The 17,120-nt window shown below is 58.4% G+C and carries 15 protein-coding genes and 2 pseudogenes; 6 read left to right on the top strand and 11 right to left on the bottom strand.

Annotated elements, in window-relative coordinates; translation table 11 throughout:
- Nucleotides 1-402 precede the first annotated feature (402 nt).
- Together RHIBUN_RS0126900 and RHIBUN_RS0126910 are read left to right on the top strand one after the other, a co-directional pair.
- Nucleotides 403-789: a hypothetical protein gene (locus RHIBUN_RS0126900; protein ID WP_025661938.1), complete on the top strand. Its 387-nt coding sequence runs from the start codon at nucleotides 403-405 to the stop codon at nucleotides 787-789.
- 844 nt (nucleotides 790-1,633) lie between these two features.
- Nucleotides 1,634-2,059: a hypothetical protein gene (locus tag RHIBUN_RS0126910; RefSeq protein WP_025661940.1), complete on the top strand. Its 426-nt coding sequence runs from the start codon at nucleotides 1,634-1,636 to the stop codon at nucleotides 2,057-2,059.
- 1,744 nt (nucleotides 2,060-3,803) lie between these two features.
- Here RHIBUN_RS0126910 and RHIBUN_RS34075 read toward each other — a convergent pair.
- Nucleotides 3,804-4,684, bottom strand: a pseudogene (locus tag RHIBUN_RS34075) (LysR family transcriptional regulator).
- A 97-nt stretch (nucleotides 4,685-4,781) separates the two neighbouring features.
- Here RHIBUN_RS34075 and RHIBUN_RS0126930 point away from each other — a divergent pair.
- Nucleotides 4,782-5,525 (top strand): sulfite exporter TauE/SafE family protein, encoded by a 744-nt coding sequence (locus RHIBUN_RS0126930; protein WP_025661943.1) that lies wholly within the window; start codon nucleotides 4,782-4,784, stop codon nucleotides 5,523-5,525.
- 184 nt (nucleotides 5,526-5,709) lie between these two features.
- Here RHIBUN_RS0126930 and RHIBUN_RS0126935 read toward each other — a convergent pair whose 3' ends face one another.
- The 10 genes from RHIBUN_RS0126935 to RHIBUN_RS0126980 all read right to left on the bottom strand — a co-directional run bounded on the left by RHIBUN_RS0126935 (nucleotide 5,710) and on the right by RHIBUN_RS0126980 (nucleotide 15,017).
- On the bottom strand, nucleotides 5,710-6,621 hold the full coding sequence (locus RHIBUN_RS0126935) for an ABC transporter permease (protein ID WP_025661944.1): 912 nt from the start codon (nucleotides 6,619-6,621) through the stop codon (nucleotides 5,710-5,712).
- On the bottom strand, nucleotides 6,618-7,718 hold the full coding sequence (locus RHIBUN_RS0126940) for an ABC transporter permease (RefSeq protein WP_025661945.1): 1,101 nt from the start codon (nucleotides 7,716-7,718) through the stop codon (nucleotides 6,618-6,620). The genes RHIBUN_RS0126935 and RHIBUN_RS0126940 overlap by 4 nt, the downstream gene beginning before the upstream one ends.
- Nucleotides 7,715-9,238, bottom strand: coding sequence for an ABC transporter ATP-binding protein (locus RHIBUN_RS0126945; protein ID WP_025661946.1), 1,524 nt, complete (start codon nucleotides 9,236-9,238; stop codon nucleotides 7,715-7,717). Before RHIBUN_RS0126945 ends, RHIBUN_RS0126940 begins: the two co-directional genes overlap by 4 nt.
- A 3-nt stretch (nucleotides 9,239-9,241) precedes the next feature.
- Complete coding sequence (locus tag RHIBUN_RS0126950; RefSeq protein ID WP_025661947.1) at nucleotides 9,242-10,339, bottom strand: BMP family ABC transporter substrate-binding protein; 1,098 nt, start codon at nucleotides 10,337-10,339, stop codon at nucleotides 9,242-9,244.
- 23 nt (nucleotides 10,340-10,362) lie between these two features.
- A complete protein-coding gene (locus tag RHIBUN_RS0126955; protein WP_025661948.1) occupies nucleotides 10,363-11,742 on the bottom strand; it encodes an amidohydrolase in 1,380 nt (459 codons plus the stop codon).
- A gap of 1 nt (nucleotide 11,743) precedes the next feature.
- Entirely contained in the window at nucleotides 11,744-12,403 is a 660-nt protein-coding gene (locus RHIBUN_RS0126960) for a glutathione S-transferase family protein (protein WP_025661949.1), read from the bottom strand.
- The gene (locus tag RHIBUN_RS0126965) at nucleotides 12,400-13,245 is read right to left on the bottom strand and encodes an aromatic ring-hydroxylating dioxygenase subunit alpha (RefSeq protein ID WP_025661950.1); all 846 of its coding nucleotides are present in this window, start codon (nucleotides 13,243-13,245) and stop codon (nucleotides 12,400-12,402) included. Before RHIBUN_RS0126965 ends, RHIBUN_RS0126960 begins: the two co-directional genes overlap by 4 nt.
- Nucleotides 13,238-13,894, bottom strand: coding sequence for a Rieske 2Fe-2S domain-containing protein (locus RHIBUN_RS34080; protein WP_025661951.1), 657 nt, complete (start codon nucleotides 13,892-13,894; stop codon nucleotides 13,238-13,240). Before RHIBUN_RS34080 ends, RHIBUN_RS0126965 begins: the two co-directional genes overlap by 8 nt.
- Nucleotides 13,895-14,052: 158 nt before the next feature.
- Nucleotides 14,053-14,322, bottom strand: a complete 270-nt coding sequence (locus tag RHIBUN_RS0126975; RefSeq protein WP_025661952.1) for an acylphosphatase — start codon at nucleotides 14,320-14,322, stop codon at nucleotides 14,053-14,055.
- A 179-nt stretch (nucleotides 14,323-14,501) separates the two neighbouring features.
- Nucleotides 14,502-15,017: a DUF6428 family protein gene (locus RHIBUN_RS0126980; protein ID WP_025661953.1), complete on the bottom strand. Its 516-nt coding sequence runs from the start codon at nucleotides 15,015-15,017 to the stop codon at nucleotides 14,502-14,504.
- Nucleotides 15,018-15,059: 42 nt separating this feature from the next.
- Here RHIBUN_RS0126980 and RHIBUN_RS0126985 point away from each other — a divergent pair, with 42 nt between their 5' ends.
- The 3 genes and pseudogenes from RHIBUN_RS0126985 to RHIBUN_RS35785 form a co-directional block, all read left to right on the top strand.
- Entirely contained in the window at nucleotides 15,060-15,419 is a 360-nt protein-coding gene (locus RHIBUN_RS0126985) for a metalloregulator ArsR/SmtB family transcription factor (protein ID WP_025661954.1), read from the top strand.
- Nucleotides 15,403-16,620 carry an arsenite efflux MFS transporter ArsK gene (arsK, locus tag RHIBUN_RS0126990; RefSeq protein ID WP_025661955.1) on the top strand — a complete coding sequence of 406 codons (1,218 nt, stop codon included), beginning with the start codon at nucleotides 15,403-15,405 and terminating at the stop codon, nucleotides 16,618-16,620. Before RHIBUN_RS0126985 ends, arsK begins: the two co-directional genes overlap by 17 nt.
- Nucleotides 16,621-16,681: 61 nt before the next feature.
- Nucleotides 16,682-16,995 (top strand): annotated as a pseudogene (locus RHIBUN_RS35785) (sulfite exporter TauE/SafE family protein); the annotation flags it as partial.
- Between the last annotated feature and the right edge of the window lie 125 nt (nucleotides 16,996-17,120).

A 17,120-nucleotide genomic window follows, 5' to 3' on the forward strand; every position in this document is an offset into this window, starting at 1 on the left:
GCCCGCCTCATCTTTTGACGAAAGGCAATGGCCCCGCTATGCGCTTCAGATAGGTCTCGAAGCTTGTGTTGCTTTCCCTCAAACGAGCGAAGTCGATGACACCCCATTTCAGGGCGGTCCAGCCGTGTCGTGGCCGAATTCGAGCTGCATCGTCGCAGGTTTCCCTGCTGGAATGACCAAGACTACCGTTCAAGAGCTGAATCTTTACCTCGAGCGCTGCTGCGAGAGAGGCGTCGCTGGGAAAGTCCAGACTACGACCCCGTAGTAGCGGCGAGCTCGCTAGAGTGCCTTTACAATATATCGCCAATCCGCAATCTTTGAGCCGGGATAGTCAAAAACGCAATCAGCGCGGAAGAAAACTCGCACATCAACGCTAAGTCACAGCCAATAGGAGGTCGAACCATGAGACAGAAGAACGTTCGGATCTATCGAAATCCAGAGCGCGGCGAGTCCGTCAAGGTCACTTGGGGCGAGGGCGGAGAGAACGACTATTCTGACGTCAACGCGGCCGCGACCGCGCTTGGCTGTTCGCCAGAGTGGCTGGAGCAAAACCTGAAGACCAGCTTTCTCACGAGCGTTGGAATATCGGAACTCGACCTCTACTGGGACGACTCGATGTGGCGTTCCGACACATCTAGCAGGAGTTTCACCATAAAAGACCGTGTCAGTCTGTTTGGTGAGATTACTGCCGTGGACGACGAAAAGGGAGAGGTTACCATTCGGATCAATGGCGCTCCTGTGACTTTAACCTTGTCGAACGAGAACGTTGTTCTTCTCGCAAGGAACTAGGCTTGACCGAAGAGAGTCTATGCTCGTCGTGCTGGTGGGGCATTGCAGGGTCCCGCCAGCTTTATTCAGCCCTCACGACGGATCGAGCGGCCATTTCCTCGCCCCCGAAGCGAAAAGGGACGCCCGAGATGTGTTCGATGTCGGACCAGGGCGCCATACGGGCGGTATGATGGCGGTTTGTCCAGCACGACATAGAGTTGGATCGCAAGGCTATTCTCGGTCAACTTCATTTTGGCATCGCCCTGGTCAACAGTGTCAGCTTGCGCCCCTTCCTATACATTGTCTGACTTCCGATCTCGGCATTGCCTTGTTCCAAGATCAGAGTATCATTCCAGGTGTCGGTCCCTATTTTATCGGCAGAGACCGGTTGATAGAGTATAGGTGCTCTTGCCTAACTGGAGAGCACGGGCATGCCTCCACTTCTCAACTTGATCCCCTTGGATGACGACGACCTTCAGACAGTGAGCGATGTTGTCCGCCAGTGGTGTAACGATCATGGTGTACCGTTAGATTCCGAACGCGCTCGGGCAGTGATGTGCGTCGCGGTTGACCGGGCATTGGCAGGAGAGAAATCGCGCGTTGCCCTTTCAGTAGCCATCAACGCAGCCAACATTTAGTTTCTCGTGCATCGCGGCCGACGGCCTACAGGTTGGCTCCCATTTCCCTTGCGCCTACCTTCGCTTACCGCTCATGACTTGAGCAAGCTACCAGAATAGGGGTGTCGCACGTGCAACGAACTGAATTGAATGAAGTGCGTAAAAATCACAATCCCGCGGATTGGCCTTATGTTGACTCTGTCCCCCGCGCAGTTGAAAAGAATCCTTAGCTAGTGAGGGAGAAAACCATGGCTGACGAAAATAATACCGCGTCGATAACCGAAGGCGCAGAAGCGACTACTTCGGCGGACGCGCCGGCGCCGAAGAAAACACGGGGACCACGACGTCAGAAGGCTGCTGCCGACGTAGCGCCAGCGCCGGTCGTAAAATCCCCGCGAGGTCGCCGCAAGAAGGTGGAAGAGCCAGCGAGCGAGCAAAAGCCAGCTGCTGCAGCAGCGACCGCCACGGCGAAAGCGAAGGGCGCGGTCAAGCAAGGCCGGAGACCTGGAGCGCAAAAACAAGTGACCAAAACAGCTCCCGCTTCTGTCTCGGCGCTGGATGATATGGCAGATCTTATCCAACTCGAGGAAGAGAACAGCCGGTTGCGCAAGACACTTGCAGAAAAGCTACGCGCGGAAAATGCTGACCTTCGCAAACGGCTTGGTCTTAACTGAGAGTTTAAAAAACTCGATCAGTTGCGATAACCCAGTGTGACATGACGTGGCAACGGATGTTGCCAAGACTGATTTGGTCGGGCCCAGTTCCGGGCCTGACCAATAAGCTACTGCAACCTCGCGGTGCAGCTCGTTCAAGATTGAAGCAAGATGAAATCTCCTTGGAAATTCCTGTCAAAACTGACGTTGCGCCAACGGCGAACGGAAGGCGTATCTTCACTCGGTGACGAGGCCGACGCAAAGGCGGTTGAAGGCGAGGAAGAGCATTTTCCCGCATCGCCAAAGGTACCGGATACGCAGGATCTGGCGCCAGGAAACGACGACACGCTCGTGGGCCCGGACGCGGCCAGAAGCGACATTGATCCTCCATCATCGGAGCTGCCAGTCGAATTTGTCGCGGATGAAGAACGGAGCAATGCTCAGGTCCCTCCGCCGGGCGCGAGGGCTCAGGAATCGTTTGGGGAAGGCGGTTCCGGTGGGCAACACGCACGCAAAACCAACGCGCGACGCATTCGCCATGTCAAAGAAAACGGCCCGGATGGAGTTGTCGGAAAGACCGTGGTATCAGGGGAGGGTCAAAGAGCGAGATCAATTTCGCCGCCCCGAGAAACGCCCATTGACCCGTTGAGGGAGCTCGATGACGAAATAGGGCAGTTGAGGACGAGACTGGCTGAAAAGTTGCGCCAGCAGAATGCTCAGCTTAGAGAGATGCTCAAGAGATTCGACGCAAGCTGAATTGCGTCGCTCGCACAGTTTAGGACACCATGAAAACACAGCAACGGAAATTTGTCGTCGAGTTCAAGTCAGCGCGGCGTCGATCGAAAACACAGCCGGCTTCCATTTGGGCCGGCACGGATCTTGAGGCCGCCGTTCGTGAAACGGCCTCGCAGACACCGAACCTTTTTGAGCCGAGTACTCTTTCGATACCCGCCGGCCAAGAAAGCCAGATCGAGTCGGCTCCGGTTCCAGTGCGATCAATTGATGTGCCGAGCGAAGGTCGCACCGATCCAACGATCGAGGTTCCGGTCGCCGCTTTCGAGACTCCGATGGTTCAGCAAAAGGACAGCGTAACAGTCAGCTCGGATTCCAAGGCAGAGGCAATGGAATCTGAGGTCACTTCGCCAAATCAAAGCGCGCCTCCTCCCAAACAACGCGCCGCCCGCCAGAAAAATCGCGTCCCACAGGCGAGCACTCTGGCCACGCGCTTTGCGAAGATCGAAACGCAATTCGACGATCTCGCTGACCTGGAGGAGGAGAACAGGCGGCTGAAACGACTTTTGGCAATACGCCTTCGCCAGGAAAATCTGCAGCTCCAGTCGATGCTTCAACGCTTCGGCCATTGATTATTGAATAACGGACCAGGGTCGGCGCGGCTCGTCCCGATAAACCCGAGCCTGGTGAAGAATACCAAATGCCGTCCACTCGCTGAGTGGTGGCACGGATAGGTGTGTGATGTTTCTTAAATTCCTTGCTTCTTTTCCGGGATAGCAGAACGAACCGTGGAATCCATACCCTGCAAATGTACGGGTCCCTACGTCGAAGGCGAAAAAGAAACCCCGCGAATTGGCGGGGCCGTTTAGGTGGAATTAAGAGGACGCACCAAAACAGGTGCAAGAGACAAACTAGCGCAGAAGTCGTATACGTCAACAGAAAGCCCCGCCTCAAAGGAGTTCCCCGAGAAAAAGCTCTTTGCCCTACTGCTGGAGTTTTGCCTGCCGTTGCCTCGGCAAATGCTGGCATCAGGTCACGCATTTGCCAAGTGGTCGAACAGCTCTCGAGCAATTGGAGTGGGATCGAATCCAGAGGTCACGCAAACGGAAAGATTTCGCCGCGCCCATGCGTCGGTTAAAGGTGTTATCCCGCAGTTATAAGCCCGCTTGCACTGCCGCGCCACCGTGTCCGGCACGATAGCGACCCCGACGCCGTTGCTTGCTGCTGCACATATGGATTCAAACGTGCGGAGGCGGATCCGGTATCGGAGCACTACGCCCAGCCTCTCGGCTTGAGTGTCGAGATGGTCCTGTAATGCGCCGCCTTCCAGGCCTATAAAGTATTGCTCGGCGAGCCGGGCGAACGGGATTTCCTTTCAGTCGCGAGCCAATGTGTCTTTGCTGAGACGACGACGAGTTTGCTCACCGCGAAAGGTTTAAGGATTAAACCTTGGTGGGCAGCTGCATCCGACAATACGCCGATATCGGCGAAACCTGCAGAGACGCTTCGGGCAATTTCATGGCTTTGGCGCTCCCGGAGATCAATATCGACTTGGGGATGCGAAGCGAGCCACGACGATAGACGGATTGGAAGAACCTCGACGATGGCCGCAGTATTGGCGATTACACGAATACTTGCGCGTATGCCTTGTGCGAAGCGTCCCATTTCCCCACGCATTAGCGTTACTTGATTTAGAATCTCACGAGCGTGGTGGGAAAGCGCCTCGCCCGCCTCTGTCAATGTCACGCCCCGACGACCTCGTTCGAGCAGGCGTACGCCTCCGGTTGCCTCCATTTCCCGCAGGCGCTCACTCGCCGCGGCAAGCGAAAGGCTCACCTCCGCCGCTCCGTGTGTGATGCTGCCAGCGTCAGCAACAGCAAGAAAGAGGCGAAGATCGGTAAAGTCGAAGCGCATCCTCGAAGGTTACACTCCTCGTTGCCTTGGGTCCAGGCGAAGGCTGGAAACGGAACTGCCGCATTGTGGACGATGTCAGAAGTCGTAATGAGAAGACATGAATGATGTCTCGATCTCTTTGCTGCTCGCTGTCGCAGCTACATTTTTTGTCGCCGGTATCGTAAAGGGTATCACAGGGATGGGCCTTCCGACGGTCGCCATGGCTATTCTGGGCGGATTGTTGTCGCCCGTTACAGCGGCATCGCTGCTCATCATCCCCTCGTTCACAACGAATGTCTGGCAACTCATCGCGGGCCCGAACTTTGTCGCAGTCCTTCGTCGGTGGCCGATGCTGGCCGGAGTTTTTGTCGGCACACTCGCCAGTGCGTCTGTGCTGACAGGTGGCGAAACCCGCCTGAGCACCGTCTTCCTCGGCCTCGCGCTTACGGCATATGCGATCTACACGCTGTCAGCCAAACCTTACCATATTAACCAAACACACGAGTGTTGGCTCTCGCCCATGATTGGGTTGGCGACAGGCCTCATCGCAGGCGCAACCGGCGTGTTCGTCATTCCGGCCGTACCGTATGTCCCGGCACTTGGCTTTGAACGGGATGATCTCGTTCAGGCGCTCGGTCTATCCTTCACGATTTCCACCATCGCGCTCGCCGCTGGGCTTGCTCTGCAAGATGCATTTCAGCTCGATGGAGTAGCGCTGTCGAGCCTTGCTGTCCTTCCAGCTCTGATCGGTATGTGGGCCGGCCAGTACGTAAGGAAGGCGGTTAGTGCGTCGACGTTCAAGCGCTGCTTTTTGATCGCCCTTGCGCTTCTCGGGATAGAGATGTTGCTGCGAGACGCTTAGTCAGCCTCTCCTGGCATGACCGCTGGCCAGATCGAGACTACGCATAGGGGATCTCGCTTTGATGCTTATGGCCCTGAGAACATCGGCACTCTTGGCAGGTGCGATTGGTTAGCCGGCGGCGAAGCCCTCATAGTCTCGCGTCCCCCACCAGCTTCGATCGTGCTCGATGCTGCGTTTGCAACGCTCAGCGTTCGATGGGCTCGCCGAGCGAGGCGACCCCATTCAGCTTCAACAGGCGACGATCTGCCGAAATGATGCCAAGCACGATGATGGTAACGAGGTAGGGCAGGCTCGAAAGAAGTTGCGAGGGCACGTTCAACCCTGTCGCCTGTGCGGCAAGGCCCATCAGGGAAACGGCGCCAAACAGGCACGCTCCGAGGAAGATGCGGCCAGTCATCCATGTGCCGAAGACAACAAGCGCAATGGCGATCCAACCTCGACCAGCGATCATCCCGTCTGCCCAAAGCGGCGTGTAGACCACCGAAGCATAGGCGCCCGCAAAGCCTGCCATCGCGCCGCCGAAGGCTACAGCAATCACGCGAACGGCAATCACATGATAGCCTATGGCGTGAGCGGCCTTGGGGTTTTCACCCACTGCCCGCACGACGAGCCCAACCTTCGAAAAGGCAAAAAAGGCCCAGATGCCGATCGTTGCGGCGAGCGACAGCCAGACGACAACGTCTTGAACAAAGATCCCACCGACGACCGGGATGTCGGACAGAAACGGAAGGGAAAGTTTGGGCAGGCCCTTGACCGTGAGGCTCTCGTAGGACTTGCCAAACAGTGCAGACAGACCCTGGCCAAGGATGCCGATCGCAAGGCCCGTTGCCACCTGGTTGGCCCTGAAGCCAAGGGCAATCAGTGCAAAGACCAGGGAAAGGGCGGCGCTGCCAAGCCCCGCGACGACAAACCCCGCAAAGTGCCCCCCGCCATGATGGACGATGATGAAGGCCAGGGCTGCGCCAAAGGCCATCAGACCCTCCACGCCAAGGTTCAAAACGCCTGCGCGCTCAACGACCAGCTCGCCAAGTGCCGCAAGAAGAAAAGGGGTTGCGGCTGCGAGCATGCCCGCAAGAATGAACTCGATGGCATTCATGATTGGCTCCGGTGGACGATCCGACGCCACTCAAGACGGTACCGGACGAAGGCGATTGCAACCAGGTAAGCGAGAAGGAGACTTCCCTGGAAAACCCGGACCGCCGCGATGGGCAGGTTTGCTGATACCATGGCATTGTCGCCGCCAATATAGAGAGCCGCCATGAACAATGATGAGGCGATGATGCCGATTGGATGCAGACCGCCCAGATAGGCGACGATGATGGCCGCGTAGCCGTAGCCGGTGGAGATTGACCGCTGCAACTGTCCCAGAGGCCCGGCGACCTCAGCGGCTCCGGCAAGACCCGCGGCACATCCACCGATCAGGAGCGAGAGCCAGATTGCCCAGCCTTCCTTGAAGCCGGCATAGGCTGCAGCACGCGGCGCCAGGCCTCCAACCTGTAGCTTGTAGCCGGCAAAGCTCCGCTGCATGAATATCCAGGCAGCAAAGGACAGGACGATTGTAATGATCAACGAGACGTTGACGCGCGTCCCCGAAATCAAGAGCGGCACCATCGCGTCGTACTGGAACATGACCGATTGCGGGAAGTTGAAACCGTTCGGATCCTTCCAGGGGCCGAGCAGCAGGTAATTCAAAAGCTGTGATGCAACGAGGCTCAGCATCAGTGAAACAAGGATTTCGTTTGCATTCAGCCTGACGCGCCAGAACGCCGTGAGTGAAGCCCAAAGGGCGCCACCGACTGTCCCAAGGACAAGCATCAGGGGCCAAATCCACTGACCGGTTGCCTGAGGAAACCACACGGGAATTGCAGAGGCAAAAATGGCGCCGAGAATGAACTGGCCTTCAGCACCGATGTTGAACACTTTGGCTCGGAAGCCGATCGCGAGACCCTGCGCTATGAGCAGTAGCGGCCCTGCTTTCAAAAGAACTTCTGAAAACGATGCCCACGACAGAAACGGCTCAAGCAGCATTGCATAGACGACGTCGACCGGGTTGCGGCCCATTGCCATGTAGAGCGCGACATTCAAAATGGTCGCTACCGCCAGCGCCAGGAATGGCGCAGCCAGCGTCGCAGAAAACGAAGCGCGTTCCCGGCGGACAAGCGTAGGCAGAAAGGCGGCAGACAAGGCATTCATGCGATGACTTTCTTTGAAACGTCTTGCGCGCCAATCATGTAGCGGCCGATTTCCTCGGGTTGCGTTTCCTTCGTGACAAGCGGCGGGCTCAATGCGCCGTGGTGCAATACCTGGATGAAATCGCAGAGCTCGAAAAGTTCCTCAAGTTCTTCTGAAATGACGAGAATGGCCATGCCTTCGTTGCGCAATGCGACAAGACGGGCGCGTATAGCGGACGCCGCGCCAACATCCACACCCCATGTGGGCTGCGCGACAAAGAGCAGCTTCGGCGCCAACATGATCTCACGGCCAACGATGAACTTCTGAAGATTGCCGCCCGAAAGTGCGCCGGCTTCGGCGTCAGGGCCAGGCGTGCGCACATCATACTGGCGGATGCAATCCTCGGTAAAGGCAGACGCCCTTGTCCCGTCTATCAGGCCGTGACGAAGAAGGTTCAAAGGGTGGGCGGTCAATAGCCCGTTGAGTACGAGCGACATTTCAGGAATTGCTCCCCGTCCCAGCCGGTCCTCCGGAACGAATGCAAATCCAAGCTGGCGTCGGTGAGCTGCGTCGAGCCTTCCCACATCACGTCCCATCATGAAGATCCGGTCGCGCTGGTCTCTCGGGAGGACGGTCTCGCCTGAGATCAGCGAGGCAAGTTCGCTCTGCCCGTTGCCGGAAATGCCCGCGATCCCGAGGATCTCGCCAGAACGCACCGTCAGCGCAATATCAGAAAGCGGCACCGCAAAGGGATCTTCCGGCCGATGATGAAGGCCGATGATCTCAAGGCGTTTCTCGCCGCCCGAGTGCGGTACGGCGGCCATCGGTTCGGGCATGTCGCGGCCAATCATCATGCGGGCGAGGTCATGGGCATCGTGTTCTCGCGGGTCGATATGTCCCGTGACGCGGCCGCCGCGCAAAATGGTTGCCCTGTCACAGATAGCCCGGATTTCCTCGAGCTTATGCGAGATAAAGAGGATCGATACACCGCCGTCCCGCAGCCGGCGCAACGTCTCGAACAGCTTTTCAACCAGCTGGGGCGGCAAAACAGATGTCGGCTCGTCGAGGATCAGCAACCTCGGATTGGCCATCAGGCAGCGGATGATCTCCACTCGCTGACGTTCACCGACCGAAAGCGCATGCACGTGGGCAAGCGGATCGACTTCAAGGCCGAATTCATGCCCGAGAGCGCGGACTCGTTTAACGAGATCGGCTTTTTTGCCTGGGACAACGAGTTGAATATTTTCAACGACAGTCAGGGTCTCAAACAACGAAAAATGCTGGAATACCATGCCGATACCCTTGGCCCGTGCCTCCGCCGGGGAGGCAAGGGCCAAGGGTTCGCCTTCCCAGGCGACCGACCCGCTGTCTGGTGGCTCGACACCGTAGATCATTTTCATCAGCGTCGATTTGCCCGCCCCGTTTTCGCCGAGAATTGCATGGATCGACTGCGGGGCCACGTCCAGATCAACGGCCTGGTTGGCATGGACCTGGCCGTAGCTCTTCGAGATGCCGCGAAGCGACAGGAGCGGGGCGGTCATGGCTTACTTTGGCAGCGGCGTGGTCACGCCCTTGACGTGCCAGTCCATGGCCACGATTTCTCCATCGGTCAGGGTCTTGCCAGCGGCCGCGCCCTCGCTGCCGTCGGCCTTGCTGATCGGGCCGGTAAACGGTGAGAGACTTCCGTCGGCAATCTTTGCCTCCGCGGCCTTGATCTTCGTCATGGTGTCTGCGGGGATCGACGGGTGCCAGTCAACAACCTCGACGACCTTGTCTGCAACACCCAGGAAGGTGTTTGCACCCTTGAACGTGCCGGCGAGATGGGCGTCGACGGAGGCCTTGAAGAACGGTGACCAATCGGTGGACACACAGCCAAGGTATGTCTTCGGCGCGTATTTCTTCATCGACGAATTGAGGTTGAATGCGAAGACGCCGGCCTCCTCGCATGCGGAGATGACGGAGGGCGTATCCTGCGCATTGGAGAAGATCACGTCGCATTTTTGCGCAATCAGCGCCTTGGCCGCTTCCTGTTCCTTGGCCGGATCAAACCATGAGTTTACCCAGACGACCGAGACTTCGATGTTGGGGTTCACAGCCTGGGCACCGAGCGTGAATGCGTTGATCGAGGTAATCAGTTCAGGGATCGCGAAGGCGGACACGGAACCGAGCTTTCCGGTCTTTGACAGCGCGGCCGCCGCCATGCCAAGCAGATACGTCCCCTGGAAGTACTTGGCGGCAAACGGCGAGAAGTTCGGGGCCACCTGGAAACCCGATGCATGCAACACGGTGACATCAGGGTTGCGGCGAGCAATCTGCAGGGCACCGTTTTGATAGCCAAAGGAGCCCGCGATCAGGAACTTGTTTCCGTCGGCGACCGTCTTGGTCATGATACGGTCAGCATCCGGACCCTCGGGAATGTTTTCGACGACCGTCACCTTCACCTTGTCGCCATAGGCTGCCTTGATCGGTTCCAGACCCGCAACCAGCGCGTGACCCCAGCCAACGTCACCGATGGGCGAGGGTACGACGAGTGTGATCCCGAGCGGGCCGTCGGCCGCAAATGCGGCGCGGCCACCAAATGCGCCAGCCAGGCCGGCAGCTGCAACGCCCTGCATCAGGGTTCTTCGAGAAATGTTTGTCATGCTGGTTCCCCTTCTTTGTGATTTTAGAGTTCGACAGTCGCAAGTGCAGCTTCAGCCTCAGCGAACATCCGGCTTTCATCGAGGCCGATGAAATCGCCTTTCTGCCATACAATGCGGCCATTGATCATTGTCAGGTCCGTCGGCATGCCGACACCGACCTTGGCCATCAGGCTCAGCGGATCATGGCGTGTGCCGACATAGTCCATCCGCCGCGTGTCGATCGCAAACAGGTCGGCGGCCATGCCGGGCGCCAGCCTGCCTATGTCCTTTCGACCAAGCAAAGCCGCACCGCCCGCCGTCGCATAGCCCAGAAAATCAGCTGGAGGCGGGACAGGGTGGTTGCGCGTCGATGCGGTCAGGCACTGCAGCATGTAGGCGGAGTGGATGCAATGCATCAGGTTTGAGTTGTCATTCGAGGCAGCGCCGTCGCAGCCCAGTCCGACGCGAAGGCCAAAGGCTGCCATGGCGGGAATATCGGTTACTTCGGCGCCAACCAGATAGACGGGCTCCGGGCAATGGGAAACGCCGGTCCCGTCCGCAGCCATCTTGCGCAGTTCGTCTTGGGTCAGTTCCCAGCAATGGGCGTAAAAGGCGTCAGGCCCCGCAAAACCCAGCTCTGCACAGTAATCTACGGTGCGCATGCCATGTCGGGCCTCGATCACGCGGCTTTCACCCTCCCCAACATGGGTATGCATCTGAACACCACGATCACGTGCCAGAGCCACGGATTCCACGAAGGTTTCACGGTAGCAGTTTACCGGCTGGCATGGCGCGACCACCACCTGGCGCATGCTGAAAGGTCGGGCATCGTGATAGGTGTCGATCAGCCGCTCGCAATCACCAATGAACTCGTCCGTCGTTTCGAGCATCGCGTCGGGAATGGTCGAGCCTTCGGATTTCGGAAGTGTGTTGCCACCGCGGCCGGCATGAAAGCGCATGCCCAGAAGATCGGCCGCCTCGAACTGGCGGTCGATCAATCTTTTGCCGGCATGCCTCGGGAAGCAGTACTGGTGATCGAAAGCAGTCGTGCACCCGTGCTTGATCATCTCGGCCATGGCGGTGACTGAGGAGTGATAAAAGCAATCCTCGTTCAATCGCGAAAAGATCGGATAAATGCGATCAAGCCATTCGATGACCGACAGCTTCGTCCAGTCGAGATCCGCACGGTTGCGCACAAAGCATTGAAAGAAGTGGTGGTGTGTATTGACGAGCCCGGGATAGACGAACCAACCGCTTGCATCTTGAACGATCGTACCGGCCGGAAGTTCGTCCTGTCCAAGATTGTCGCCAATTGCCTGAATGGCGGAACCGTTTGTCAGGACGTCAACGTTGCGACGGGTCGTCTGGCCCTTGCCCTCATCGACGATAACCGCTGCGCAGTTCTTCAGAAGATAGCCGGTCATGTTACTCCTCGCCCGTTCCAATCTGGGGCTCGGGCTTCAACTCATGCAGTCGGTGTATGCCTGGCATCTCAATGAAGTTATCGAGCGCGCGAATGGCGCGGGACCAGCGCCGGATCGCAGGGTAGGGGTCAAGCGAAACGCCGCCATCTGGCGCGAGCGCCACGTAGGGAAAGCACGCGATGTCTGCGACCGTCGGGCGATCGGAAGCAAGGAACGGCATGCCCCGAAGATCTTGCTCGACCAGCCCGGCTTCAAGTTCGCGCAGCGCAGCAACGCCCTGCGCTTGCAAAAGGGCAATATCGCCCGGGCGATGCAACATCTCGTGGAGGCGCGCGCCGCCAAGATTTGCGGTCAGCCGGTGAGAAAAGGAAAGCCACTGTTGCAACCTGGCCGCCTGTTCGACCGTTCCGTCCCCAAGCCACTCTGGAGCCGCCTTTCTCGCGAGGAAGACGAGCATTGCTGACGATTCCGTCAGGAGCAGATCCCCGTCCTCCAGGATGGGGATGGAGCCAGCCGGGTTGAGTGCCAGAAGTTCGGCTTTGCGGTGCTCGCCGCCCGGATGAAAGTCGACCGGCCGGATATCCAGTGACAGCCCGGTCAAAGCCGCCATCAGGCGCACTTTGTAGCAACTGGGCGAGAGGATGTAATCGTAGAGCCTCATTGCGCCACCAACTGTGCGCCATAGGTGTAATTGTGGCGCTTTAGCCAGCGTCGGTAGGCTACCGATGTCAGATCGGCGCGCGTCGGGATTTCCATGCCGGGGTCAAGTGGCAAAAGACGCGGGATCTGATTTTCAAGGATCGAGCGGTCCTGCAGAAAGATCGTCTGCTGGAAATGGATGAGGTCGGTCATCGATGTTTCATCGTCAAACAGCGCCATCCACGGCCAGACATCGCAAAGATCCTCGGCAAGCGGCTGGACGAAAAGAGTAATGACGTCCCATTCACTGGGGCGCGGTGGGCAGGTTTTATAAAGCACCGAACAGGTCGGGGCCGGCACGCGATACATGTACTCTGTCGTAATCCCGCCGCTTGCCGACTTTGCTGCTTGCGGCTGGTAGAATTTCACCTGCGTTGCCCAGACTTCATCCTCGACGTCGCGAATTTCAACCTTGTAGTTCTGCACTTCCGTGTGCGGCTCTGCTCCGAGGATGTCAGTATGGACGAAAGGAAAATGAGCGATGTCGAGAAAGTTCTCGACCGCGCGAAGCGGCGAACAGCGAACGCGAACCACACCAACATCGACAAACCGGCGACCAGGTTGGTCAGCCTCGGGAATGGAAAAGATCTCCTTTTGAGGATCTCCGATGGACGACCACACGTGGCCATAGCGAACACGTGACGACAAGACACGTCCGCCCGACGTCGTCACGATCGCTTTGCCGTCCGCCCCGACAGAAACCTCGATCGGTTCGCCCATCAGAGCCGTCTTGTATGCGGTCGTTTTGACCTGACTGAAGAGGCCGACTGGATACCACTCGTCGAGCATCGCTTCCTTAGCCATCACGAGATCTCCTTGCCTGAAGGTCTTCGGCGCATCGGCGCAGGCTTTCGACGGCCCGCGACGCTGAGATGCGGTCACCGCGCGTGTTATCGCCGTCAAGGAGTACATGGACGAGGGTGTGGCCCTGTTCCTGTTCGGAAAGCAGCAGCCACATCGTTTCGGATTGCTGCGTTGCTTTTAGAAGGCCGGTCTCGTCTGTTTTCGCGCCGGAAGCCGCCTCAATGGTGGTAACGTCGGCATGCATCGTTAGCGAGCGCAATGCAACGAGGCCGTCCAATTTCGGGGGCGGGTGGACGGGTTCTCCGACGGCTACCCAGATCACGCCATCGGTCTCTTCGACCAGGTGCGTCGCTACGCGGATCGTGTCGGGCGGCGTAAGACCAGGGTGAGCCGGGATGCGCAGGCAGTTTCCCGTCTGCGTGTAACTCCAGCCGTGATAGATGCAAGACAGCACCTCACCGCGTACAAAGCCATAAGACAGGCGCATGCCACGATGGGGACAGCGGTCTGCCGATGCCGCGACCCGTCCTGAATCACTTCTCCAGAGGGCAATTGAGCCGGCTCTTGTGCGTGCGGGGATTACCGTCCCTGACGGCAAATCCGCAGAAAGCGCGACTGGCGTCCAAAAGCCCGTCGTATCGGCTGACATGGTAGAACTTTCTCAGCATTATCAACGTTTTGTCTGCTTCAAGGCCACCGCTTGGATAGGGCGGTTCGTAGCGGACGGGAGCACGTTTGCATAATTTTTTCGCATTGGCAACGCTGATCAAATAACGTGCAGTGGAAAATTGAAGGGCGTCGCAAGGCCTATTCTGCGTCGCTCTCGATCGGTGTGCGGACTATGGTTTCCACCCATACATCAATAGGTCCGAGCGAGCATCCCACCTCCATCATGTCGATCAATTCTATCGGTCCGGCGACCTCGAGTTCGATCCGGTCGACGCTTCGATGAGATATGGCCTGGGACAGGCCGAGCTTTGCTGCGTGACGACGGATCCACGGAACAAACGAGGCGGCTTGGAGGTCGCCAAGTATCGTCATTCGTTCGTGCAGGTGTCCGTGATGTTGAACTGTCATGAAAGTCTCGTGCTGACGCCTCCTTGACACGATAGCGTCTAAACGGACTTTAGAAACCCCTTCTTTTTCCAGTTCACAGAATCCGGTTCAACGTAAGAGGGCTTTCGGAGAGCTCGCGCTTCGTCCTGAAAACTCACCGCTTCCGGCGTAGCGTCCGGGAGCGATCCAGACTGGTCGGTTCACCCGCAGCACTTCGACGAGTTGGTGGCCGGCGCGCAGCAAGATGATTTTTCCTGCTCCTCCGCCAGCCAGCGATCCCGCGGCTTGCAGCTTGCGGGTCGGGCGGCAAGCGCTACTTCGAATGTGCCGGCGATGAGCCGCGGCGCTGCCGCGCAATAAAGGGCCATCGGCCGCTCTCCATCACTAACCTCAAATGTGAGCTTGGCCGATGGCTCGAGCTGTACGTGATCGGAGACCTTGCGGATGATCGCAGAGAACTTGCTTGCCGGCATATGGGTCCGACCGTCCTCATCGATATCCCAGAGTTGGACGAAGATCTCGGACCAGGCTTCCGGATTGGCGCCGCAGTCCAGCGCCGAAAACTGACCTGCCTTGACCTCGGTGACATGGTAGCCCGGCCGGACGGCAGTGCCCTCATAGCTGAACACCAGTGGGGCGTCTGGCGCGACCGCGAGAACATCGAGGAGATGGCCGAGAGAGATGTCGGAAGAATGGGTCTTGTCGATTGCGTCCATGTGGGCTATTCCTATATCCAATAGTTCAAGGATTATTGAATAATGGAAGAACGTCAAGCCCTATCTTCATTTGCCGCGCTGTCCCAAGAGACTCGTCTCGCCATTGTCCGGGCGCTGGTTATTGCCGGCCCCGAGGGAATGGCCGCTGGCGCGATCGCGGAACGCATGGGCGTGTCGGCGACCAACGTCTCGTTCCATTTGAAGGAGCTGGAGCGGTCGGGATTGATCTCCCAGCGTAGGGAATCCCGCTCGATCATCTACAGCGCCAATTACGACGCGCTCGCCGATCTCGTCAAATTCCTGATGGAGGACTGCTGCGCCGGCCATCCGGCGATCAGGGAAAATGTCGAGCGTAGCGACGACTGCTGCGGTTCCGCCGGCAAGGGTGAAATCGTTGCATAAAATCCCTGCGGGCATCGTCTCGGCTCTCGGCCTGACGCAGGTCATCGGCTACGGCACGCTCTATTACAGCTTCAGCATTCTGGCTCCCGGCATGGCGGATGACCTCGGCCTGACGCTGGCCGAAGTGTTCGGGGTCTTCTCCGTATCCCTATTCATCGGCGGCCTGTCGGCCACCTATATCGGCAAGCAAATGGACCGGATCGGCGCAGCGGCGATTATGACGATCGGCTCCATGTTCGCGGCGCTGACGCTTGCGCTTTGCGCCTGGTCTCCATCGGTCGCGATCTTCGCCATCGCCATCATCCTGCTCGAAGTATCGTCCGGCATGGTCCAGTATCAGGCGGCTTTCGCTGCGCTGGTCGAAAGCGATCCCCGCACTGCCTCGCGCAGCATCACCTATCTGACGCTGATCGGCGGCTTCGCCTCCACGATCTTCTGGCCGATCTCGGCAGCTTTGACCGGATATCTCTCCTGGCGCGAAATCTATCTCGTCTTCGCGGCTCTGAACCTGTTCCTCTGCATGCCGCTGCACCTCTGGATCCGGAGTCTCGGACAAAAGTCGGGCGACGCAACGATCCGGACACGCGAGACGGTGATCGGGGCAATCCCGCCTAATGAGCGACGCCGCGCGATCGTCATCGTCTCTATCGCCTTCGCGCTCCTTGGCTTCACTCTGGCCGCGATCCTGGCTCATATGGTCCCGATGCTCGACTCGATCGGGCTTGGCACGGTCGCCGTCGTCATCGGCTCACTGTTCGGTCCTGCTCAGGTCCTGAGCCGTCTGATCAACATGGTCTTCGGGAAAAACCTGTCGCCGCCAACCCTCGCTGTTCTCTCAGCCGTCCTGATCGTCTTCGGCGTCCTGATCCTGCTGGCAACTGGAAACTGGCTGCCGGGAGCAGTTGCATTCGCCATCTGCCTTGGTTTGGGCTCCGGTATCAACAGCATCGCGCAGGGTAGCCTGCCGCTCTATCTATTTGGATCGGACGGATATGGCGCGATCACCGGCAAGATGGCTACCGCCCGTCTGGCAGTCGGAGCCGGAGCGCCGTTCGTGTTTGCGGCAGCCATGGAAAATGTCGGACTAAGTTTCGCACTGGCCGCAAACGCCTGCCTCGGCGCGATCAGCATCGCGGCTTTCGTCGCGGTGGCGGCTTCTGCAAGATCAAGGGCTATTGGCGTCCTTGCGGAGAACCGGTGAAGTTTGTTCGACAGACGACACCGCGCAGAGAAAACTCGTTCCGGCCTTCGCCGGCCGCGGGATTATCGGGGCGTTGGGTGGCCTGATCGGGCTTGGCGGCTCTGAATTCCGTCTTCCTCTACTCATCGGTATCTTCAACTTCGCGGCACTCGAGGCCGTCATCCTCAACAAGGCCATGAGCCTGATGGTTGGCGCGTCAGCCCTGCCGTTCCGCACGGCGACCGTGCCTTTCAACGAGATTGGATCGAATTAGGCAGATCGTGGTCAATCTGCGGCCGGAAGCCTCGCTGCGCGTGGTTCGGCGCTGGATGGGCGACCCGTCTGAAGTCCGAGACATTGTATAAGACAATCTCGGCGCGTCTCGTGGTCATCGCCAGCCATACGACGGATTCTGACATGGCAAGACATACCGCACCGATCTTCATCACCCGGAAATTCGCAGTCGGCCTCAGGGTTCCAAGGAAACACAGAGGCATTCCCCGGCTCCCAGTCGGGAAGCG

Source organism: Rhizobium sp. IBUN (genome assembly GCF_000510625.1).
Classification (GTDB): Bacteria; Pseudomonadota; Alphaproteobacteria; order Rhizobiales; family Rhizobiaceae; genus Rhizobium; species Rhizobium altiplani.